The organism is Francisella frigiditurris (assembly GCF_001880225.1).
GTDB classification, from domain to species: Bacteria; Pseudomonadota; Gammaproteobacteria; order Francisellales; family Francisellaceae; genus Francisella; species Francisella frigiditurris.
The window spans coordinates 974,314-998,535 of the sequence record NZ_CP009654.1 but is presented as its reverse complement, the minus strand read 5'-3'; the positions used below and the strand labels follow the sequence as shown (position 1 = coordinate 998,535).

Below are 24,222 nucleotides of genomic sequence, written 5' to 3'. Positions count from 1 at the left end.
TTCCCTAAAATAGATAAATTAGCTAATTAACTTACCTTTTATATTATCTAATATTTCTTCCATTTTATAGCTTCTAGCACCTTTAACGATAAGCTTAGTTTTTTCATCTTTATATTTAGATAATTCTTCTAGTAAGTCTTTTTCTAACTCTTTCTTATCTTTATAAAAATGAGTATTTCCTCCAGTTATTTCTGATAAGGTGTGCTTTAAGTTTTCTTCATCACCAAATAAAAATACTCTATCAATATGTGCAGAGTTTATCCAATGCCCCATTTGTTGGTGGTATTCTTTTGCTAAGTCACCTAGCTCTCTCATTGAGCTTATAACTAAAACCTTTTTACCAAGAAATGAAGCTAAATCATCAATCGCTGCATTCACAGATGGTGCACTAGCATTATATGTATCATCAACAACTATTAAATTTTCTGTAAATTTATGGCTAAAGAAGCGTCCTTTATAGTTACTAATTTTCTTAGTATTTTCTAAGAAATCTTCTTCTTTTAATCCTAAAGCTACTAAACATGAGATCGCCAATAAACTATTTTTAATATTATGAATACCTACGGTAGGTAAATAATATCCATATATTTTATTATATATAGATATCTTCACATCATACCCTTGATCTAAAACTCTATAATCATCTATATAAATATCTGCATCTTTTGAAAACATTGAGCATGTTACTTTATTAGAAATAACATTGTCCATAAAGTTAGAAAGTCTTTCATCATCAATATTTATAACACAAAAGCCATCTTTGCTGACTACTTTCAAAAGCTCCCCTTTTTCTTGCATTACACCATCAAGGCTTTTTAAGTTCTCTAAGTGGGAGGCTCCTATGTTTGTTATTAATGCAACATCTGGCTTTATTATCTCAGCTGCCGCTTTGATTTCACCTTTAACACTGGTACCTGCCTCTATTACTGCAAAATTAGCTTCTTCAGGTATTTCCAATATTGTCATTGGCACGCCAAGATAGTTATTAAGGTTTCCCTTAGTAAAATGCACATTATAATCAGCCAGCAAAGCTACTATCATTTCCTTAACAGAAGTTTTTCCGCAACTACCTGTTAGAGATATAATTGGCATTTTCAATTCTTGTCTTTTTGTCTCTGCTAATTTTCTTAAAGCTTTTATAGTATTCTCACAAACAATTTGAGGTACATTTATATTTTCTTGCTTCTTAGATACAAGTACTGCAACTGCTCCATTAGCGATAGCATCAGCTATAAAATCGTGACCATCTCTATTAGCGACTATCGCCACAAATAATGTATTATTTTTTATATCACCAGAATTTATAGAAATGTTTTCAATAGTTACATCTCCACCAACATATTCAAAACCTGATTTTTCAGTTAATTGTTTTAAAGATTTAATCATACAATCACACCATATTTTGCAATTTTTTCTCTTTCATCAAAATGTTCTTTGACACCATTAATATCCATATAACATTCATGGCCTTTACCAGCCAATAAAATAACATCTCCTGCTTGAGCATTCTCAATACTATATTTGATAGCATCTTCTCTACTATTTATATAGATATGTTTATCAGCATTAGTAAAGCCTTTTTTAATATCTGCAAGGATATTGTCAAAGCTTTCAAGCCTGCTATTATCTTCTGTAACTATTACTTTATCAGCATATCTTTCTGCTATTTCAGCCATTTCAGGTCTTTTAGAGGTATCTCTATTCCCACCACAACCAAATAAACACCAAAGCTTAGTAGACCTATAAGGTATTAACGCTAATAAAGCCTTTTCTAAAGCATCTGGAGTATGTGCATAATCTATAACTATAACAGCTCCATTTGCTAAAGGGATTCTTTCCATACGCCCTTTTACTGGTTTAATTAAGCTTATATTCTCTAGAGCTTTTTTAATACCTATAATATTTTCAATAGCACCTAAACTAAGAGCTAAATTCATTAGATTAAACTCACCTATGAGATTAGTGCTAAATTGCCCTAACAATTGACCTTTTAGATAAAGTTTAAAATTTGTTTGAAGTGCCTCTATATTTAACTGCTCTAGATATATATCTGCATTTTTATCTAAGAGACTTATTTTAAAGATTTCTTTAGCTGTTGTTATATCACAAAGTTTTCTACCATAGTCATCGTCTATATTTATAACAGCTCTCTTTAGGTTTCCACTTTGGAATAACTTAGCTTTTGCTAAAAAGTAGTTATCCATAGTTTTATGATAATCAAGATGATCATGGCTTAAGTTACTAAATACAGCTATGTCAAAATCCAAACCTTTCACTCTGTTCTGATCTAGTGAATGAGAAGATACTTCCATAACTAGATTATCAAAGTTTTTATACATCCCTATTTTTTGATAGAGCGATAATGTATCTAAAGTTGTATGAGTGCTTTCTTCTAAATCTGGATATAAACCATTACCAATAGTTCCTAGAAGAACAGTTTTACTAGGTGCTAAATCTAAGATTTGTGAAATATAGTTAGTTATAGATGTCTTACCATTAGTCCCTGTCACACCTATAATATTTTTAGGTTTTTTATAATCATAAAACCATTGAGATAAATCACATAACTTATCTTTCAAGTTACTAACGTATCTAACATTTGTAGAATTATCTAAAGTCTTATTATCTGTAAGGACAAGATGTATTCCTTTCGATAAGACTTCTTGAATATATTTATTACCATCAGAAAGGGAACCTTTCAAAGCAACAAAAACAGATTGTTGACAGCATTTGCGACTATCTAAAACTATAGATTGAATATTAGTATTCTCAATATTCTGAGGACAGCTTAAGTTTAAAAACTTACTAATCTGACCAATAGTTTTCATATAGCTACTTCTTAAAATTAGGAAACCCTAAATCCTCTCTAGTTTTATAATAAAGCTTAGCTACTTCTAAAGCTAACTTTCTAACTCTCAAAATATAGCCCTGTCTCTCAGTTACTGATATTGCATGACGAGCATCTAATAAGTTAAAAGTATGAGAAGCTTTTAGTACAAACTCATAAGCTGGAATTGACAAACCTTTCTCAACAAGTCTATAACCTTCTCTTTCTAAGAAATCAAAATACTTAAATAACTCATCAACATTTGCTTCTTCAAAATTATACTGAGACATCTCTACTTCATTCTGCATAAATACATCTCTGTAGTATAGTGGTCCATTTTGAGTATTCGCCCAAAGGATATCATACATACTATCTACGTTTTGGATATACATCGCTAGTCTTTCTAGACCATAAGTAATTTCACCCATCACAGGTTTACACTCTAAACCACCCACTTGTTGGAAATATGTAAACTGTGTGATCTCCATACCATTTGACCATACTTCCCAACCAAGACCCCAAGCTCCTAGAGTTGGTGATTCCCAGTTATCTTCGACAAAACGGATATCATTTTCTAAAGTATCTATACCAAGCTCTCTGATTGAGTCTAAATATAACTCTTGGATATTATCTGGAGATGGTTTCATCACTACTTGGTATTGGTAGTAGTGTTGCGTTCTATTTGGATTTTCACCATAACGACCATCCGTTGGTCTTCTTGATGGCTGAACATACGCTGCTGTCCATGGCTCTGGACCTATAGCTCTTAGTGTAGTTGCTGGATGAAAAGTCCCTGCTCCTACTTCCATGTCTAAAGGTTGAATAATTGCACAACCTTGCTTTGCCCAATAGTGATGTAATTTTAAAATAATTTCTTGAAATGTAAGCATTATTAAAAACCCTAGTTAATAAAAAATAATTAACGATTAATATGCAAAGATTTTAACATATTAAAACAATAAATATCTTAGATTTATATAGTTTTACTGAATATGGATTCCTTCTACACCTTCAACTTTATTAAGTAAATTAATATATTCTTTTTTTGAAAAAAATTGTTTCTTAACAACTAATGCATAAATCTCAAATATATAGCCAAAACCTAATAATACAAGACCCAGAATTAGATTATCAGTTTCAAGTAGAAAAAATAAGCCCAAAATAAGATAGGTAATACTTAGAAAAATAAACTCTATCATGCTCTTTCTCATTTTATGATTCTCCTTTTCAACCCCCATATAGCTTTTAATTATTATTTTTTTATCTCTAAGATCTAGACCTTTTAATCCTGCTATTTTCTTTATTTCAAAAGGCCTTAAAAACTTTATTAATTTACCCAATTGCTTAACTTTTCTTTTTGTATCAGCTATAACTCCAGTTTCATAGTAAAAAAGACGTGAGGTTAATAAGTTTATTTTGCCTTGAATACTTTCTCTAATATAGTCATTCTCATTCTTAGAAACTTCCATTGACAATATATTTAATTGGTTAAGCTTCTCTAACTGCTTTCCAAAGAATAAATTTCCACAATGAAATAAAGCCTTCAAAATAGCTAAAATAGAAACCAATATTGTAAGTACTGTTGCTACTACACCTAATGCATTCATGTTATACCTCTTTTTACACTAAAAAATAGAAAGTTCAAAAATATCTTTTATGTTTTCAAGGCTCATAATTAATCTATCAAAACCAAGCGCCACGCCTGAACATTCTGGAATATTATCTAAACATTCTAAAAGTTTTATATCTTTCTCAAGAAGTTTTTTACCCTGAATCTTTCTAGTCTCTAAATCTTTATCAAATCTCTTTTGCTGCTCTGACTTATCAATAAGCTCATAATATCCATTTGCAAGCTCAACACCACCACAAAACACTTCAAATCTTGCAGCAACTAGCTGATTATTTTTATCCAATACTTTTTTTGCTAAAGCTGACTGATGAATAGTATAGTCATATACAAAATAAACCGTTTTTTCTTGGCTAAGCTCTTTTTCAATATTAAAGCTAAACAAAATATCTAAACAATCTGCTATCGTTAGCTCACCTGCTCCTTGAATATCTCCAGCAACTTGCTTAACAAGCTGCAATAACTCAGACAAGCTAGTTACATGAGGGTTTATATTAAAATATTTCTCAAAAGCTTCTTGATAACTTATATATTCAAATTTAAGATCTGATTTTAGAGATAGGAACATCTGCTGCATTTCTTTCATTAATTGAAAATAATCAATACCAACCCTATACCACTCCACCATAGTAAACTCATGATTATGAAGCTTACTACGAGGCTCATCTCTAAAAGCTTTACATATCTGATAAATACTACCGCTACCCGCAGCTAAAAGCCTTTTCATCGCATACTCTGGAGAGCTTTGTAAATATCTCTTTCCACTGATGGTATCTATACTAAACACATCTATAAAAGGATCTGTAACTCCATAATCATAAGCTAATGGCGTATCCACCTCTAAAACATCTAGTTTGCTAAAATATTCTCGTAGCTTTGCTAAATACTCTGCTCTTTTTTTTATATTAATTAGACTCATTAAGGACCTTAAGCTTATTAATTTTAGCTATATCAACCATTAAAGTGCCTCTCGACATTTCTAAGATCAATTGCATATCTTTATTTATTCCTCTAGCAATCCCTTTATATACATCTTCACCATCGTTAAAACTTATTAATTTTCCGAATGTATAATCATATTTTTCAAATGATTTAAGAGTTTCCAGTATGTTAATTTCCTGATTTAAAGAATTCATCAAATTAGAAATCAGCTCTACTAAAAGCTTAGATGAATTAATCTCTTTGTTATTTACTAAAGAAATAGATGTCCAATCTCTATCAATTTCTTCTTCTAGGCTATCAATATTAACGTTTATCCCAACACCAATTATGATATCAAAACTATTTCTAGTTATATTTTTTGTCTCTATTAATATTCCAGCTATCTTCTTATCTTTGAAATAAATATCATTAGGTAATTTAACTTTTAAAAATTTGCGTAAATCTTCATTTATAACGCTTTCTATAGTCTTAACTACTGATACTGCTACTAGTAGACTAATAATAGGTAACTTTTCTAGATTAACGCTTACTTTTGATGCTAGTGTCGCGTATATATTATCTTTCCCTGAAGATACCCATTTTGAGCCTCTTCGACCTTTACCACTAGTTTGTATATCTGTAAAACAAAGATGATATTTATGAGTAAATTTTTTCTCTGAAAGATATAAATTCGTTGATGCTATCTGAGGAAAATATTCTATATCTATATCATCTATTTCTTTTAAATATTTTTCTATAAAACTATAGTTTTTCATTTTGCATAATCTTTATATTTAGAGATAAATTAACGTTACCTAAAAACTCTTCTTTCTGTAACTCATAACAAGCTTTTACATTATCTCCTATAGAAAAGTCTTCCGTAGAAATATTATCAGTAGCATTAAACCAAATAGCCTTTATGCTTTTATTTTTAATTCTTAAGACAAGTTGAGCATGACTTTGATCCTTACCAACAAATCTTAAATTCTCTATAGTAAAATCATTACAAAAAATAGGCTTCTCAAACTCTCTACCAAATGGCTCTAATGAATCTATAATATCTAAAGTTTCAAAGTCGAACTCATTTTCAGCAAGTTCAAAATCATAATATATTCTAGGACCTAGCTCAATCTTAGAACCCTCGACTAATCTTGATACTTCTTGCTCAAATAAATCATAAAATTTACTAAAGCTCTCTTTTCTTATAGTCAGCCCAGCTGCTCCACTGTGACCACCATATTTTATAATTAGATCATTTTCTAACTCATTTATGGAATCCAAAACTTTTTTAATATGGACTTCATCAATACTTCTTGCTGAACCTGATATTAAGTTTTCATCCATCTGAGTTTGTGAAAAAATTATTATTGGTTTTCCAAAAGTATCTTTCAATCTACTAGCAGATATTCCATGCACTCCAGCATGCCCATCATCTAACAATATACATAAAGAATTCTTACTTTCATTAAGCTCTTTTGCTTTATTTAAAGCTTCTGCAGATATTTGTTTCTGAATCTGTTTTCTTTCATCATTTTGTATTTTTAAGCTTTCGAACTTTTGTTCAATATCTTCTTCACAATCTGAAAGTAAAAAGTTTACAGAGCCTAATGCATCAGCAACTCTACCATCACTGTTTAAAATAGGAGCCACTGTAAAACCTATATACTGACTTGAAAATTTTTCTCTTTCAAAAACATCCCAGCATTTTCTTTTATTATTTTTTAATTGCTCAATACCTAACTTAGTAACTATCCTATTATTAAAACTATTAGCCATACTTACACAATCTGCCACAGTACCAATAGCTACAAAATCTAGAAGCTCTGTTAAAGAATATGTTTTAGACATTTCTCTATTTTCTTCGATAGCCTTTCTTCTTAAAGCAGCCATAAAAAGCCAAGCCACATAACAGCCTGCTATAGACTTATCCGGAAATTCACACCCTTCTTGAGTAGGATTTAAAACTGCAACCGCACTTTCTGGTACACCTTCTGGAGGAATAGCATGATGATCTGTAACTATAGTATCTATTCCATTCTGCTTTAGAACTTTTATTCTTGGTTCATCTGTCGAGCCATTATCAGCTGTAATTATCAAACTTGGTCGAATGTCATCAGTTAAAATTCTATTCATTACAGATTCAGAAAGCCCATATCCCTCTTTCATCCTATGCCCAATATATGAGCGTATTTTCTGTGGATTATATCCAAAAATATTAGTCAAAGCTTCATAGAAAATTGCTTGAGATGTTTGACCATCACAATCATGATCAGTTTCTAAACCTATCACCTCATTATTAACTATAGCTTGATATAATCTATCAACAGCTTTGTCTATATTTTTAAATAAAAATGGCGAGGAAATATTTTTAATAGAGAAATCTAAACTTTTTTCTAAAGTTTCTATATTATTTATTCTTGTAGATATTAATTTAGCTGTAAACTCTGGCAGTTGCTTTGATAGTAAATATTTATAAACTTCTTCATTTAATAATTTCTGTGAAATTAGCATAAATTCATTTTAGATTTATTTTTAATAATATGATGATCTCTGAACATATTCACACCAGACATAAATAATAATCCTAAAGGTATAGCAAAGAAAATTCCCCATAACCCCCATATTCCACCAAATATAAGAATTGCGGAAACCACTCCAACTGGATGCATATTTAAAACTTCAGAGAATAAAATAGGTACTAGTAAGTTTCCATCAAGAGCTTGAATTATGAAAAATACTGCTAACATCCATACTAAAGTCATAGTAAAGCCATATTGTAAGATACCGACCAATACTACTGGAATTGTAATAATAATCATTCCTATATATGGAATAATTACAGATATACCAACACCAAAAGCTAACAATATTGCATAATTTAGATCAAAGTATGCAAAACCTACATATGTAAGTATTGAAACAATTATAAACTCAATAGCTTTACCTCTTACGTAATCTGCCAGTTTTGGTTTCAAATCATTCCATACAAAATATAAAGCTCCATTTTCTTGTGGTAAAAAAGATTTAAACCACTCAATAATAGCTACCTTATCTTTTAAAAAATAAAATACCATTAATGGCACTAAAAATAGATAAATCAATGTTGAAAATACTACTGGTAATGTCATTGCAGTATATTGAAGAATATATGATCCCATATTAGAGCTAATAGCATTCCAATTAATTGAATCAGCCCATTCTACAATAGAGTTTATTCTATGTTCTGTAAGGAAATACGGATACTTATGGGACAACTCTTCCAAGCTATGCTTAAAAGTAGTCATAGTTTCTGAGGTTTGTTTGATAAACCCTATAGTTTGACTAACTATAATAGGAAACAAAACAAATATAACAGATAACAATACCAGTAAGAATAATAAATAAACTACATAAACCAAGAAGGTTCTGTTTATCCTTGTAAATTTATGAAGGATAGTTACTAATGTATCTAACAAATAAGCTATAACAAGAGCCGCTAATATTGGCGCTATGTAATTGCCCAAAAATGTTAATACTAAATAAAAAAACAACATTAAACCTAAAAAGACTATAGGCTCATTATTTGAATATTTTTTCTGATACCACTTCTTTACTGTCTGTAAAAACATAAATAAAATTTAAAATACATAAATAAAATTAGTAGAATTTTAACAGCTTTTGAAATTTTAGTATAGATGACATATTTTCTTTCAAAATATTTAATATTAAGTTGCTATGAATTTTATTTAAAGAAAACTAAAGTAAAGATATTATTACTTATCCTAAATTATTAACATCCAAAACAATAGATGTTTATCGACATAGTTACAATAATAGGTTTATTGTTAAACCTAATTTTCGCATATAGAATAATTAACTATAAAAAGTCCGCGTGGATTATATTTATCTTATCAGCAGTGATAAATATTTTAGCTGTATTTGTTTACTCAATAATTAATAATTATTTCAACACCTTTATACTAATGTCGATTTTGAATAGTGTTTTTTATATTTTTATTGGTCTATATAGTTACTGTATATTCAAAGAACAAATAGTTTCACCATATATACCAAAAAAAGTTAGAGATACAAAAACAATTCCTAAACATCTTGCTTTCATGCTAACTTTTATTGCGACATTCCAAATTGCTTATAATTTAAGCTTTCTAAATAGCTATATATCAACAGAATTAGGAATAATTATATTATTAAAACTTTTCTTATTTTTATGGGGACTGATTCTAATTGCTAATAGATATTTTATAGGATTCTTATTTCTAAGTATAAATTATGCTTTTATGCTCTTATATAATATCTATAACCAGTTTTATTATAGTCAATATTCTGAGGGATTATCTTTTACAACCATTCTAGGTTCTTTTATTTTCTTAGGTATTTATTGTTTAATATTCTTTATAGGCTATATTAAAAATATTAAGACTAAATAAGATTCATACTTAATTGTTTTTCCTCATACTCATTTAATCTAACTCCTATTCCCAACAATCTAATAGGCAAAGTCTGTTTAATATATATATCTTTTAATAAAAAAATAAAACTATCTAAATTAAATTCTTTTACTTGTTTTGTGATACTGCTTTTAATAAAGTTAGTATCTGTTATTTTAATAAAAATGCTACTTATCCTCTTAATATATTCATCAGAAATACGCATACATAATTTTTCATATAAAAATGGGACTTTTTCTAAACATTCATCTAAAGTCTTAAGATCATTGAGATATGTACTCTCAACACTTATTGATTTTCTTATTCTTTCTGAATTTACTTCTCTATTATCAATACCTCGAGAATATTGATAGAGACTTGAACCTAGTTTTCCAAACTTACTAATTAAAGAATCTAAAGATACCGCTTGTAACTGATAACAATATTCAATACCCATCACTTTTAATTTTTCTTGAGTAACGTTACCCACTCCAAAAAGTTTCTTTACATGTAGATTGTAAATAAAATCATCTACATCATTAGGCTTAATAACATATAGCCCATTGGGTTTATTAATATCACTAGCAATTTTAGCTAATAACTTATTTGGAGCAACTCCAGCTGAACTTGTTAATCCAGTTTCATTATAAATTCTTTTTTTTATTTCTTGAGCAATTAACGTTGCACTATTTGAATGTTCTTGAACACCTGATACATCTAAATATGCTTCATCTAGTGATAAAGGCTCAACTTTATCTGTTATAGAGTAAAATATTTTTCTAATATCATTAGATACTTTTTTATATTTCTCCATATTTGTATTTAGAAGTATAAGCTGTGGACATTTCTCTAAAGCGATGGCTGTTGGCATAGCTGAGCGAATCCCATATTCTCTTGCAATATAATTACAAGTTGAAATCACACCTCTTTTTGGATTTGTTCCACCAACTGCAAATGGCTTATCAGCAAGATAACTATTTTCTTTCTCTTCAATCTGTGCAAAAAAGTAATCCATATCTATATGTATTATCTTTTTAACTCCGGACATAAAAATCATTTTGAATATTTAAAAACTTAATATTTATTATACATTTTTTGGGCATGCTTATTACTTTTTTGAAAAACATTCTTAAAAGCTTTAGAATCATAGTGTAACAGCTTAAAAATGAGGAAAAAGAAAATGTTATCAGAAAGATTAGTAAAAGCTTTAAACTATCAATTAAATTATGAACTAGAATCAGCAAACGTCTATTTAGCAAAAGCTGGATATACGGCTTATCTTGGATTAGAAGGTTTTACAAACTGGTTTATGATTCAATTTGAAGAAGAAATAATGCATGCAAAAAAAATAAAGAAATTTATTAGTGACAAAGGAGGACGTATAGAAATCAGAAGCTGTAAAGCTCCTAAAAATGATTTTTCTTCCTTACTAGAAGTTTTTGAAGAGACTTTAACTCAAGAGCAGGAAGTTACTAAAAAGCTTTATGAAATTATGAATATTGCTCAAGAGGAAAAAGAGCACTCTACAAAAAGCTTTTTAGAATGGTTTATTGATAGACAAGTTCATGAAGAGGCTACAGTTGGTGATATGATTAATAAAATTAAATTAGTCAAAGACGCTGGCTTGTATCTTCTAGATCAAGAGGCTGGTAGAAGAGCTCTTTAGTATTTGCCTTCTTTTCTGATTAGGTAATTTAAATTACCTAGAGCATAACTTTGCATTGATAAGCTTGTTAAACCAGCATTATCAATTACTTCTTGTAATGTAATTTCATTTGATCCTAGCTTACCTGATTGTTTACCTATTATAACTACTTCATCATTAACATTTATGTCATCAGCATAGTTTGTTATATCAACCATAGTAGTATTCATTGACATAGCACCTATAGTTTTAAATCTTTTTCCATTAATTAATACTTCTTGCAATTTATAAGGAACTCCATTTACTTTTCCAAAAGGTATATTTGCTAATACAGAATCTCTTTCTAAAGTTACTAAACTTCCATAACCTACTGTATCTCCTTTTGAAAAAGGCATTTTTGCTGCAATATGACTTTTAAATGATAGTAATGGCTTAAGTCCTTCTGGAGATTCTTTTTCTGTTTTCTCACCATATATTAATGAGCCTAATCTAATCATATCAAAATGTGACTCTGGCATTCTTAGTGCTGCAGAGGTTGCTGCCATATGCAATATTAGATCATCCCTATTTAATTCACCCTCTTTTATAACCCAGTCTGTCTGACTTTTGAATTTCTCTACACTTGCTTTTGAACTGCTTAAATCATGAGCACCTGCATTAGGAAAATGAGACATTATTCCAACTATTTTTAGGTTCTTTAAAGCTAGTATTTCTTTCAACTCTTTTTTTCCTTCTTTAGAGTCTAAATCAATACCATTACGTCCCATACCTGCTGAATTTAAATTAATATGTATCGGCACTACTTTATGATACTCTTTGGCAAATTCATTCATCTGCTCTGCTAAAGCCAAATTACCGACCATTTCATTTATTTCACCATATTTATCAGAGTTCTTTAAAACATCTTCGATTTCAGAAGGTGTTGCCTCCCTAAGTCTCATAATCGTACTAGTAATTCCTTTATCTCTTAAAGCAAGCATTTCCGAATTTTCTGTTACACCATAATACTGTATACCTGCTTCTTTAGCAGCAGTTGCTAAATTTGAAATGCCATATCCATAAGCATTAGATTTCATAACTGCTAAGATTTTAAGCTCTTTAGGGAACATACCTTGGATAAGTTTTAGATTGTCATAAAAGGCTTGGCTATCTATTAAAATTTCATTAGGAGAGTATGGTGAGAATTTCTTTTCACTATTTTCTGCATAAGCCAAAGTTGCTGATAAACTTAGAACAACAAAAAAATAAAGAGATGCAATTTTTAAAATAGTAAACTTACGCATAATTTTTCAAACTATTATTAATATAAAATTAATTAAGAATAATCATTTTATATGATTTTCTCGTACATCGTTAATAATTCTTAGCAGAAATGGAATTTGAAGAATTAGTGACAGATTAAACTAAGAAAGGTAATAATAAACTTTGTGTTTTTTTATCTCCTAATAAATATGCAGATAAGTATTTTGAAGAAACTTCAGCATCTTTATTTGCCACCATAGCTTTTAATTGCTCTTTATCTTTATCAGTTAATTGATAATTATTATTCTGAATTTTACATTCCAAATCAAATGGCAATGCTTCTGCATATCCGCCATCGTAGGCTTTTTGTATATATAAGCATGCATTTTCCCATTCTGAGAAAACTACAGCAGCAACAGCCATAGAGTAATAAGCTTCTGCTGTACCTACTTCAGTTAAACATGATTTTATAAGCTTGTTATCATTCGCAAATGCTCCTTTAAATGTGCAATACATAACTTTTGCATCTTGATTCCCAGCATCTGCACTTTTCTTGATTGGCTGGAGTATTTTTTCATTTTCAACATTATCTGAAACATTTTTTCTATCGGTAGAAACATAATTAGCAATCCCAAGATATAAACCATATTTAGCCGGATCTTTTTGATAAAGTTTTTCTAAAGATCTTAAATCCTTCTTACCTTCTCTATCTTGTAGTGCCTCACCAAGACATACTTCATAAGCGTAATTTGATGTTGATTTTAAATATTCTATTGATGCTTTAGGTTGCTTTTTTGCACAATAGTACTGACTATGCAAAAATGACTTTGCAGAATCTATCGCAGAATTTGAATACCCAACACTAAAAAATGTCATTAAAAACAAAGAGAATAATATTTTTTTCATCTATCCACCAGTACAAATATTTTTAACACAATATAACAAAGCTCCTTACCCAAACAGCACGGCTTTTCAAACATCATAGCAAACTTATTGCTGTTAATCTATAAAGTTAATTAGTGAAGATATTTACTAAATTAGAGGAATATATTTATTAACTACGACCAGAACTTATAACTATATTAGAGAAATAAGACTTTTTTAAATTTAACTGATTAAAATCTACTAGTTTCCACTCCCAATTTGGTGAACCAACTTGTCCAGGAGTATTAAATCTAGCATTTACATCTAGCTCTAAAATATCTTGTACAGGTATAATTACATACTCAGCTTCAGTGTTTAAAGCATACTTTAAAATAGCTCTAACTATTTTTTTATAGTTAGTTTTAAAACTTCTTTTTAACAACTTTTTATACCATTTACTTTGCTCATTATACCAACCTAGCAAGGTATTATTATCATGAGTCCCTGTATAGATAATAGTATTACTACCATTTGAGAATTCTTTATTATATAACTTTCTTGGATCAAAATGAAATTGAAAAACTTTCATCCCTTTTAAATTATAATGATCTCGAAGCTCAAATACTTCTTTGCGTAAGTCTCCTAAATCTTCAGCTATAATATTTGCTTTTGGCAACTGCTTATAGATAGTATCAAAAAAGGCATATCCAGGGGCTTCAATCCACTCTCCTTTTATAGCTGTTCTTTCAGCTGCTGGAATTTTCCAATAAGTATCAAAAGCTCTAAAATGATCAATTCTAAGGATATCAAATAGCTTAAAACTTCCTTCTAAGCGCTTAATCCAAAAATCAAAGTTCGTTTCTTTTAATTTGTCCCAATCATAAAGAGGGTTGCCCCATAACTGCCCCGTTTTAGAGAAAAAGTCAGGTGGAACTCCAGCAACAAAAGTTGGCTTCTGATTTTCATCTAATAAAAATATTTCCTGATTCTCCCAAACATCTGCTGAATCCAACCCTAGATAAATTGGAAGATCTCCCATAATTTCTATACTATTTTTATTAGCATAAGCCTTTAGCTCAAACCATTGACGATAGAAAATAAATTGTAAAAATAATTCATAATCTATACTTTCTTGATATTTTGTAAGATCAATATTTTTATTTTTTATCCAATTTTTATAAGGTTCAGACCAGTCTGACCAGATTTGATTATTATTAACTTTTCTAAAAGTTTTGAAAATAGCATAGTCTAAAGTCCAAGAATTATCTTCTATAAAGTTTTGATAATCTTGCTCAAATTTATCTTTCTTAAGCTTTTTAAAATTACTAAAGGCTTTTTGATATAAAGCATTTTTATGCTCTCTAACTAAATCATATTCAACTTTATCTAAGTCAGTATTAAATTTTTCAATATCCGAGCTATTTAGTAATTCATCTTTAATTAACTGATCAATTCCTATATAGATATCATCACCGGCAAAAGATGAACTTGATTGATATGGAGAGTTACCAAACCCTAATGGAGTAAGAGGAAGAACCTGCCATATCTTAACTTTCATTTCTTTTAAGATATCTACAAACTCATAAGCCCTTTTTCCTAAATCTCCTATTCCAAAGTCACTAGGTAAACTAGATATTGCTAGCAAAACTCCAGCTTTTCTCATAAATTTAATTAACCTTCCAAATATCTCTATTATATTCAGCTATAGTCCTATCAGAACTGAAAAATCCAGATTTAGCTATATTAACTAGACTCATCCTCAACCAATGCTCACGATCTTCATAATCTGCGAACATTTTGTCTTTTACTTTAATATATTCAACTAAATCTATTAAAGTCATAAACCAATCTTTGTTTAGGATTTCATTAAATAATCTTTCTAGCTTAGTTTTATTACCAATTGCCAATAATGTTGGAGAAACTATAAAATCTACTACACTCTTAATAATCGGATTATTATAGTAATCTCTAGATCTATATCCACTAGTTTTATATAAATTAATGATAGTGTCACTATCTTTACCAAAGGTGTAAATATTAGCACTTCCTACTAGTTCTGCAATTTCAACATTTGCCCCATCCATAGTACCTAGAGTAATTGCTCCATTAAGCATAAACTTCATATTACCAGTACCACTAGCCTCTTTAGATGCTAAAGATATCTGCTCTGAGATGTCTGTAGCTGGGATCAGTTTCTCTGCAACACTAACATTATAGTTCTCAACGAATAATACTCTAATATATTGATTAACTTCTTTGTCATTATTGATTAATTCTTGTAAACATAGAATAAGATGAATTACATCTTTAGCAATAGTATATGCAGGAGCAGCTTTACCACCAAAAATGAAATTTATTGGTCTTTTAGGTTTTGGGTAAATACCAGACTTAATCTCTAAATACTTATGAATAATATATAAAGCATTCATTTGTTGACGCTTATATTCATGAATACGTTTAATTTGAGTATCAAAAATTCCATTCTCTAAAAGATTTATACCTGAATAATAACTCGCAAATTCTATAAACTGCTCTTTTTTAGTTTTTTTAATCTCATCTAACTTTGCTAATACAGCTTTATCATTATGATAAGCCAATAACTTATCTAGTTTTGTCGAATCTTTTATAAAATCTTTTCCAATTAAACTTTCTAAATATGTTCTTAATTCTGGATTTGATTGTAATAACCAGCGTCTAAATGTAATTCCATTTGTCTTATTATTAAATTTACTTGGATAAATATCATTAAAGTTCTTTAATTCTGTATTTTTAAGAATGCTTGTATGAAGAGCTGCTACTCCATTAACACTAAAACTATAGTGAATACAAATATGTGCCATATGAACACGATTATTATTATCAATAATTGCTAATTCTGGATCAGAATATTTAGCTTTAACTTTTTCATCTAGATATTTAATAATATCTATTAACTCTGGAGAAAGAACTTTCTCTAAATAATGTAATGGCCATTTCTCTAAAGCCTCTGCAAGTATAGTATGGTTAGTATAAGCTGTTGTCTTACTAACTAGCTCAATTGCTTTATCTATATTTATACCTTTCTCTACTAGCTGACGAACCAATTCTGGGATCACTAATGTCGGATGAGTGTCATTAATTTGTATAACAGCATGCTCTGGTAAATTTTCTAATTTATACCCTTTTTCAGTTATGTCTGAGAAAATCAAATTAACAGCATTGCTAACCATAAAGTATTGTTGGAAAATTCTTAACAAATGTCCAGCTTCATCACTATCATCAGGATATAAGAAAAGTGTCAAGTTTTTAGCAATTTGAGTCTTATCAAAAGTAATTCCATTATGAACTATACTTGGGTCAACACTTTCAATATCAAATAAGCATAATTTATTTACAAAACCATTATCAAACCCCACCATATCAATTTCACGTAACTGCGATTGAACACTGAAGTTATTGAAATTAATTTTATAACCAGTTTCTTTTTTATTTAACCAACCTAATTTTTCTATCCAAGGATTTGGTTCTTCATTTTGGCAATGATCTTTAAACTTCTGTCTAAATAAACCATTATGATAATTTAAGCTGATGCCAGTTGCAGGAATAGATAAAGAGGCTATAGAATCTAAAAAGCATGCTGCTAACCTACCCAGCCCACCATTACCAAGGGATGGTTCTGGCTCAAATTCTTCTACTTGTACTATATTTTTACCATTATTTTGTAATATTTGGCAAACCTCATTGTAAACACCCAAATTAATTAGGTTGCTTATAAGCATTTTACCAATTAAAAACTCACTAGAAATATAATAAACCTTCTTTTTAAAGTCTTGCTCTGGTAGTTTATTTGTCTGATTTTTAACATAACAAAGTAATGCATAATATAAATCTTGATCATTAGCTTTACTAACTTCACAATTTAATATTTTTTCGATAGATAATTTAATTTGATTTATTTTGTCCATAATAATTAAAACCTTTTATAAGAAACTTATTTTTAATAAGACTATTAAATTTATTTTTTAGAATATAATGTCACTAAAATTTTTTCCACACAAGAAATATAGATTTTTATTTTTCTTTGCTAATTAATTGTTTATAGATATCAAAGATTTTTTCAGCTGCAGAATCCCAACCAACCTGTTGTTGCATTGCGATCTTTCTGACTTTTTTCCACTCTGCTTTTCTATCGTATAATGCAAAAGATCTACGTACTGCAAGTATAAAGTCTTCTATACTAAATTTATCAAATACAAATCCAGTTGCTTCATCAGCTGCTAAATTTTCTAGTGACGAATCAGTTACTGTATCAGCTAGCCCACCAACTTTATGAACTAATGGTAATGTACCATATATCAATCCATATAGTTGTGTAAGTCCACAAGGCTCAAATCTTGAGGGTACTAATATCACATCAGAACCTGCTATAATACGGTGCGCTTGTTCCTCATCATAACCTATTTGTACGGCAACTGATTCAGGATACGTCTTTGCAGCAGATTTAAATGCTTCTTCTAATGCTGTATCACCACTTCCAAGTAGGACTATTTGCCCACCTCGATTTAATATTTCAGCTAAACCTGTAATTACAAGATTCAACCCTTTCTGTTCTGTCAAACGACTTACAACACCAAATAAAGGTGCATCATTTTGAACTTTTAAACCAATCATCTGTTGAAGAGCAGTTTTACATTTTAGTTTTCCTGCTGCAATTGTGGTGCTAGAGTAATTCGCATCTATATAAGGATCTTTTATTGGATTCCATACTTTTGGATCAACTCCATTTAATATCCCATATAAATCATATTTACGATTTGATAATAAACCATCTAAACCACAACCCTGTTCTTGTCCTTGTATTTCTTTAGCATATGTTGGACTAACAGTAGTGATCTTATCAGAAAAATATAATCCAGCTTTTAAAAATGAAACTTGACCATAGAACTCTATTCCATCCATATTTAAGAAATAATTTGGCAAATCTAGCTCTGGAAAAACATTTAATGGAAAAACTCCCTGATATGCTAAATTATGTATAGTAAAAACAGACTTTACAGCTTTTATTCCTGTAGCAATTTCAGTAGCTTTTAAATATGCTGGGACTAAACCTGCATGCCAATCATGTCCGTGAATTATTTCAGGTTTCCATTGAGAGTCTAAGCCATCTGCAAGCCTAGCTGCCACCCAACCCAACAAAGCAAATCTTTGATAATTATCAGTATAAGGCTGATTTTTTGAGTCTGTATAAGGATTTCCTGGACGATCATATAGTCTTGGAGCATCAATTATATATATATCAATTTTAGTATCAGGAATCTTAGCTAAATATATAGAGATTCTATTAGCGCCAAATTTTGGTGGAAGCTCTATTAGTAAGCTTTTTTTCTTTACATTATTCATGAATGCTGGAAAACCAGGAACTAGTACTCTACTATCAACTCCTAATTCAGATAAAGCTGGAGGTAGTGCTGCAGCAACATCTGCCAAACCTCCAGTTTTTAACAGTGGATATAGCTCACTACAGACATGTAATACACGCATAATAACCTCTTATTTCTCAAGAGCTGTCAGCATCTGTTTAGTTACTAACACAACTCCAGTCTCTGTTCTAAAAAATCTTTTTGCGTCTTCCTTAGGATCTTCACCAATAATAGTTCCTGCAGGAATTTCACATCCTCTATCAATAACAACTTTGCTTAGGCGACAATTCTCACCAATCTCAGTTTCTGGCATGATCACAGCTTGATCAATTACACAATGTGAAGCAATTCTGACATTTGAAAACATTACTGTCTCAGAAATATTTGACCCTAAAACAATACATCCGCCTGAAGCTAATGTATTTGAAATAATCCCATCAACACCATCACTATCTGGAACAAACTTTGCTGGTGGAAGTTGCTCTTCTGCTGTCCAAATTGGCCAGTCTTTATCATAAAGATTTAATTCAGGCATATTTGCAGCTAAATCAAGGTTCGCTGCCCAAAAAGAATCGATAGTACCAACATCTCTCCAGTATGATTTTAAACCTTCTCCACGTGGTACACATGACATACCAAATGGATGAGCTAAAGCTTCTTTCTGACTTACAGCTTTAGGGATAATATCTTTACCAAAATCATGGCTTGATGAACTATCTGCCAAATCTTCTTCAAGCATGTCATATAAATAGTCTGAGTTAAATATATATATACCCATACTAGCTAAACAAGTACTTGAATCACCTGGTATAGTTGGTGCATTACTTTTTGGCTTCTCTATAAAGTTAGTAATTGTACGATCCTCATCTATACCCATAATCCCAAAAGCAAAAGCTTCTTCTCTAGGAATTTCTACACATCCAACTGTACATTTATAACCACTTTGTACGTGATCTCTTAACATCACAGAATAGTCCATCTTATAAATATGATCCCCTGCTAAGACAATCACATACTCTGGGCTATACGAACGTAAAATATCTATATTTTGATAAACAGCATCTGCTGTACCACGATACCAGTGCTCTTCATCAACACGTTGTTGAGCAGGTAGTAAATCTATAAACTCATTTAATTCTCCTCTTAAAAATCCCCAGCCACGTTGTATATGGCGTAATAATGAGTGAGATTTATATTGAGTAACCACTCCTATTCTACGGATACCTGAGTTTAGACAGTTTGAAAGAGCAAAATCAATAATTCTGAATTTACCACCAAAATAAACTGCTGGTTTTGCTCTAGTATCTGTTAAGTTATAAAGACGTGAACCACGTCCTCCTGCTAAAACTAAAGCCATTGCTTTTTTGTAGAGCTGGTGCGTTGAGTTATTAGAATTGTTCATTTTATAAACTCCTTTTAAAGGTTAGCTACAATCAAGTTACCACTGTTGGTTCACTCATTCCAGTAAGTGATTTAATTTTTGTCAAATCTTCAGCTATTTCAATTAAATCAGCTAAAGCTTCTTGTGTAGGAATATTAGTTTTTTCAAACCTAGCTTCATATTTTTCTAAGTATACTCGCAATGTTGCACCTTGAGTTCCAGTCCCAGAAAGCCTAAATACAATACGCGAACCATCTTCAAAAATAATTCTTACACCTTGATGATTTGAAATAGAATTATCAATAGGATCTTTATAGCTAAAATCATCTGCTATTTTTATCAAATTATTTTTATATATACTCCCATTAAGCTCAGGCAACTTCTCTCTTAGCTTTGTCATAATTTGATTAGCTATTACACTATCAATAGCCTCATAATCATGTCTTGAGTAAAAATTACGCCCAAAATTTTCCCAATGCTCTGTTACAAGTTTATCAACATTTTTGTTTGTTGCAGCAACTAAATTAAGCCAAAACAAAACAGCCCAAAGGCCATCTTTTTCTCTAATATGATTAGATCCTGTTCCATAGCTTTCTTCACCACATAAAGTAATTTTTCCAGCATCTAGTAAGTTACCAAAAAACTTCCAACCTGTAGGAGTTTCAAAGCATGGAATATTTAAATACTCAGCTACTCTATCTACCGCTGTTGAAGTTGGCATAGATCTTGCAACCCCTTTAATGCCTTGACTATATCCTGGGATTAGCTGAGCATTAGCAGCCATTATTGCTAAACTATCTGATGGAGCAACATCAATTTTCTTGCCAACAATCATATTTCTATCAGCATCACCATCTGATGCAGCACCAAAATCACTAGCTTGACTACTTCTCATATGTGCTACTAGATCAGCAGCATTTACAGGATTTGGATCTGGATGATGACCACCAAAATCTTCTAAAGGTTCCCCATTCACAACAGTTCCGGCTGGAGCATTTAGCATCTTCTCAAAAATATACTTAGCATAAGGCCCTGAAACTGCGCTCATTGCATCAAATCTAACTGTAAAACCATCAGCAAAAAGTTGACGAATTTTATTGAAATCAAACAACTTTTGCATTAATTCAGAATAATCTAATACTGAGTCTATTACTTCAATAATTGTATTTTCTATTTTATAAGTTCCTAATGTACTTAAATCAACTGACTCTTTAGGAGCATCACTTATATAATATTTTTCAATCTTTTGTGTCTCTAAATAAATTCTTTCAGTTATTTTTTCTGGAGCTGGGCCACCGTTACCAGTATTGTACTTTATCCCAAAATCTCCATCTGGACCACCCGGGTTATGACTTGCAGAAAGTATGATGCCACCTAAAGCATTATACTTACGGATCACACTACTAGCAGCTGGAGTTGAGAAAATTCCATTATGACCAACTATTATTTTAGAGAATTTATTAGCAGCTGCCATTCGAATAATAATCTGTATTGCAACCTTATTATAATATCTACCATCACCACCTACGACTAAAGTTTGCTCTGATATATTCTCTAAAGAATTAAATATTGATTGAACAAAATTCTCTAAATATCCAGGCTGCTTAAAAGCTGTTACTTTATTTCTTAGTCCTGATGTTCCTGGTTTTTGATTAGGAAAAGGTTTAGTTGATATTGTCTGAATTGTCATACTTTAGATTTATCCTAATAATTTTAATTAAAAAATTAATAACTTAATAATCATATTATCACCATCTATTTAGATTTAGAATTATTTACTAACTTGTTATATATAAAAATAAACTAATCAAACCTATTATCTTAACTTTAGAATATATGTATATATAGTGGTTAGATATTAGTTAGTATACAATGTACTTAATATGTATTTATAAAACCCCTCATTATCTATATAAAAGATAATATTTAATATTAGGAGCTTTAATGAATAATAATGATTTATCATCAAACTGTAGTTCAAATATAAATGATTTAGACAAATATTATTTTCATGAAGGTAAACACATATACGCATATAATTTTATGGGTGCTCATAAAGCTCAAGAAAATGGGCAAGATGGTATTAGATTTACAACTTGGGCACCAAATGCAAAAAGTATTTGTGTCATCGGTGACTTTTGTCACTGGGAAGAAAAAAATGAAAACTACATGCAACAAATTAGTCCCGCTGGATTATGGAGCGTTTTCATTCCAAATGTTAGTAATGGTCAAAAATATAAGTTTGTAGTAAAAAATAAATATACAAACAACTATGTTTATAAAAGTGATCCTTATGCTATTTCTTCTGAATTGAGACCTAATACAGCTTCAATTATTAACACTGAAACCCAATATCAATGGCAAGATAGTCAATGGCTAGAAAAACGTACTAATACTAATTACTACGACAGCCCTATGAATATTTATGAGTTACATCTAGCTTCTTGGAAAACCAAAGATGGGAATTTCTTAACTTATGATGAACTAAGTGAAATCTTACCTGAGTATGTCAAAAAAATGGAATATACTCACGTTGAATTTATGCCCTTACATGAACACCCTCTCGATGCTTCATGGGGGTATCAGCCAACTGGTTTTTACTCAATAAATAGTCGCCATGGAGATTTGGTTGGTTTAAAGCGTTTAATTGATAAACTACACAATGCAGATATCGGAGTAATTTTAGACTGGGTTCCTGGACATTTTTGTAAAGATGAACATGGTTTAATAAAGTTTGATGGTAGCTCATGTTATGAATATCAAAACGATGGTAAAGCCTCAAATAAAGGCTGGGGAACAAATAACTTTGATTTGGGTCGCAATGAAGTAAAAGTTTTCCTAATATCAAACGCAATGTATTGGATAAATGAATTTCATATTGACGGACTACGTGTTGATGCAGTATCAAATATACTTTACCTAAATTATGATAGAGATCATGGTGAGTGGGAACCAAATATACATGGTGGCCATGAGAATTTAGAAGGGATAGCTTTTCTTAAAGAACTTAACGGTGTCCTTAAACATACTTGTAAAGGAGTTATAACAATAGCTGAAGAATCTTCAGCATGGCCCAATATCACTACACCTACCGAACACGGAGGTTTAGGTTTTGATTTTAAATGGAATATGGGCTGGATGAATGATACTTTGCGCTATATAGCTTTAGATCCTGTTCATCGCAAATATCACCATAATCTGATTAATTTCTCCATGGCTTATCATTATTCAGAAAAATTTATCCTCTCAATTTCTCATGATGAAGTTGTACATGGTAAAAAGTCTCTCATTAATAAAATGTGGGGGGATTTATGGAATAAATATGCTGGGCTACGTCTTTATATGACTTATATGATAGGTCATCCTGGCAAAAAGTTAATATTCATGGGTAGTGAATTTGGACAATTTATTGAATGGCGTGAATATGAACAACTTCAATGGCAAATAATTAATGAATATCCTGCTCATAAAGAAACCCAGTTATTTTTTAAAAAGCTAAATCATTTTTATAAATCTGAACCTGCTTTATGGCAAGCTGATTATGATCATAGTGGCTTTAAATGGATAGATGCTGATAACTCTTCTCAAAGCATTCTATCTTTTATAAGAAATAGTAAAGATGAAAAAGATAGTTTAATCTTTGTCTGTAATTTCACTCCAATGGTTTATTATGATTATCACTTAGGTGTCCCTAAAGCTGGTGCTTATAAAGAAGTTTTCAATTCAGATGATCTTAAATTTGGAGGTTCTGGACAGCTTATAAGTGAAAAAATACTGACAGCTCCGGAGCCATCTCATGGACATGCTCAACGAATAACTATAAAAATTCCCCCGATGGCATCTTTAATTTTAAAATTAGTTGATTAGATATAATAAATAGAGATTTAGT

Annotated in this window: 18 protein-coding genes; 2 read left to right on the top strand and 16 right to left on the bottom strand. The window is 30.4% G+C overall.

From position 1 onward, the window contains the following. Positions 1–18 precede the first annotated feature (18 nt). From KX01_RS04915 to dinB, 9 genes are all read right to left on the bottom strand, one after another. On the bottom strand, positions 19–1,386 hold the full coding sequence (locus KX01_RS04915) for a UDP-N-acetylmuramoyl-tripeptide--D-alanyl-D-alanine ligase (RefSeq protein WP_071663927.1): 1,368 nt from the start codon (positions 1,384–1,386) through the stop codon (positions 19–21). Further along, positions 1,383–2,828, bottom strand: coding sequence for a UDP-N-acetylmuramoyl-L-alanyl-D-glutamate--2,6-diaminopimelate ligase (locus tag KX01_RS04910; RefSeq protein ID WP_071663926.1), 1,446 nt, complete (start codon positions 2,826–2,828; stop codon positions 1,383–1,385). The genes KX01_RS04915 and KX01_RS04910 overlap by 4 nt, the downstream gene beginning before the upstream one ends. A 4-nt stretch (positions 2,829–2,832) precedes the next feature. Further along, positions 2,833–3,717: a glycine--tRNA ligase subunit alpha gene (gene glyQ / locus KX01_RS04905; protein WP_071663925.1), complete on the bottom strand. Its 885-nt coding sequence runs from the start codon at positions 3,715–3,717 to the stop codon at positions 2,833–2,835. 93 nt (positions 3,718–3,810) lie between these two features. Further along, positions 3,811–4,434 (bottom strand): hypothetical protein, encoded by a 624-nt coding sequence (locus KX01_RS04900; protein ID WP_071663924.1) that lies wholly within the window; start codon positions 4,432–4,434, stop codon positions 3,811–3,813. Positions 4,435–4,452: 18 nt separating this feature from the next. Further along, a complete protein-coding gene (gene epmA, locus KX01_RS04895; RefSeq protein WP_071663923.1) occupies positions 4,453–5,373 on the bottom strand; it encodes an EF-P lysine aminoacylase EpmA in 921 nt (306 codons plus the stop codon). Beyond that, the gene (locus tag KX01_RS04890) at positions 5,360–6,151 is read right to left on the bottom strand and encodes a biotin--[acetyl-CoA-carboxylase] ligase (RefSeq protein ID WP_071663922.1); all 792 of its coding nucleotides are present in this window, start codon (positions 6,149–6,151) and stop codon (positions 5,360–5,362) included. The genes epmA and KX01_RS04890 overlap by 14 nt, the downstream gene beginning before the upstream one ends. Further along, on the bottom strand, positions 6,138–7,886 hold the full coding sequence (gene recJ / locus KX01_RS04885) for a single-stranded-DNA-specific exonuclease RecJ (protein ID WP_071663921.1): 1,749 nt from the start codon (positions 7,884–7,886) through the stop codon (positions 6,138–6,140). The genes KX01_RS04890 and recJ overlap by 14 nt, the downstream gene beginning before the upstream one ends. After that, entirely contained in the window at positions 7,880–8,983 is a 1,104-nt protein-coding gene (locus tag KX01_RS04880; protein ID WP_071663920.1) for an AI-2E family transporter, read from the bottom strand. Before KX01_RS04880 ends, recJ begins: the two co-directional genes overlap by 7 nt. An 811-nt stretch (positions 8,984–9,794) precedes the next feature. After that, entirely contained in the window at positions 9,795–10,850 is a 1,056-nt protein-coding gene (gene dinB / locus KX01_RS04870; RefSeq protein WP_071663918.1) for a DNA polymerase IV, read from the bottom strand. Between the two features lie 132 nt (positions 10,851–10,982). Here dinB and KX01_RS04865 point away from each other — a divergent pair, with 132 nt between their 5' ends. Then, positions 10,983–11,468, top strand: coding sequence for a ferritin (locus tag KX01_RS04865; RefSeq protein ID WP_071663917.1), 486 nt, complete (start codon positions 10,983–10,985; stop codon positions 11,466–11,468). Here KX01_RS04865 and alr read toward each other — a convergent pair. The 7 genes from alr to KX01_RS04830 all read right to left on the bottom strand — a co-directional run bounded on the left by alr (position 11,465) and on the right by KX01_RS04830 (position 22,023). Next, complete coding sequence (alr, locus tag KX01_RS04860; protein ID WP_071663916.1) at positions 11,465–12,730, bottom strand: alanine racemase; 1,266 nt, start codon at positions 12,728–12,730, stop codon at positions 11,465–11,467. The two genes, KX01_RS04865 and alr, sit on opposite strands and share 4 nt — an antisense overlap. Before the next feature lie 115 nt (positions 12,731–12,845). Then, positions 12,846–13,595 (bottom strand): hypothetical protein, encoded by a 750-nt coding sequence (locus KX01_RS04855; RefSeq protein WP_071663915.1) that lies wholly within the window; start codon positions 13,593–13,595, stop codon positions 12,846–12,848. Positions 13,596–13,743: 148 nt separating this feature from the next. Next, positions 13,744–15,216 (bottom strand): 4-alpha-glucanotransferase, encoded by a 1,473-nt coding sequence (gene malQ, locus KX01_RS04850; protein WP_071663914.1) that lies wholly within the window; start codon positions 15,214–15,216, stop codon positions 13,744–13,746. A 4-nt stretch (positions 15,217–15,220) separates the two neighbouring features. Further along, the gene (glgP, locus tag KX01_RS04845; protein ID WP_071663913.1) at positions 15,221–17,497 is read right to left on the bottom strand and encodes a glycogen/starch/alpha-glucan family phosphorylase; all 2,277 of its coding nucleotides are present in this window, start codon (positions 17,495–17,497) and stop codon (positions 15,221–15,223) included. 106 nt (positions 17,498–17,603) lie between these two features. Further along, positions 17,604–19,073, bottom strand: coding sequence for a glycogen synthase GlgA (gene glgA / locus KX01_RS04840; protein WP_071663912.1), 1,470 nt, complete (start codon positions 19,071–19,073; stop codon positions 17,604–17,606). A gap of 9 nt (positions 19,074–19,082) precedes the next feature. Further along, positions 19,083–20,354, bottom strand: coding sequence for a glucose-1-phosphate adenylyltransferase (gene glgC / locus KX01_RS04835; RefSeq protein ID WP_071663911.1), 1,272 nt, complete (start codon positions 20,352–20,354; stop codon positions 19,083–19,085). A gap of 31 nt (positions 20,355–20,385) precedes the next feature. After that, positions 20,386–22,023, bottom strand: a complete 1,638-nt coding sequence (locus tag KX01_RS04830; RefSeq protein ID WP_071663910.1) for an alpha-D-glucose phosphate-specific phosphoglucomutase — start codon at positions 22,021–22,023, stop codon at positions 20,386–20,388. A 254-nt stretch (positions 22,024–22,277) separates the two neighbouring features. On the opposite strand from KX01_RS04830, the gene glgB reads away from it, so the two are divergent. Then, positions 22,278–24,200, top strand: coding sequence for a 1,4-alpha-glucan branching protein GlgB (glgB, locus tag KX01_RS04825; RefSeq protein ID WP_071663909.1), 1,923 nt, complete (start codon positions 22,278–22,280; stop codon positions 24,198–24,200). Positions 24,201–24,222 lie beyond the last annotated feature (22 nt).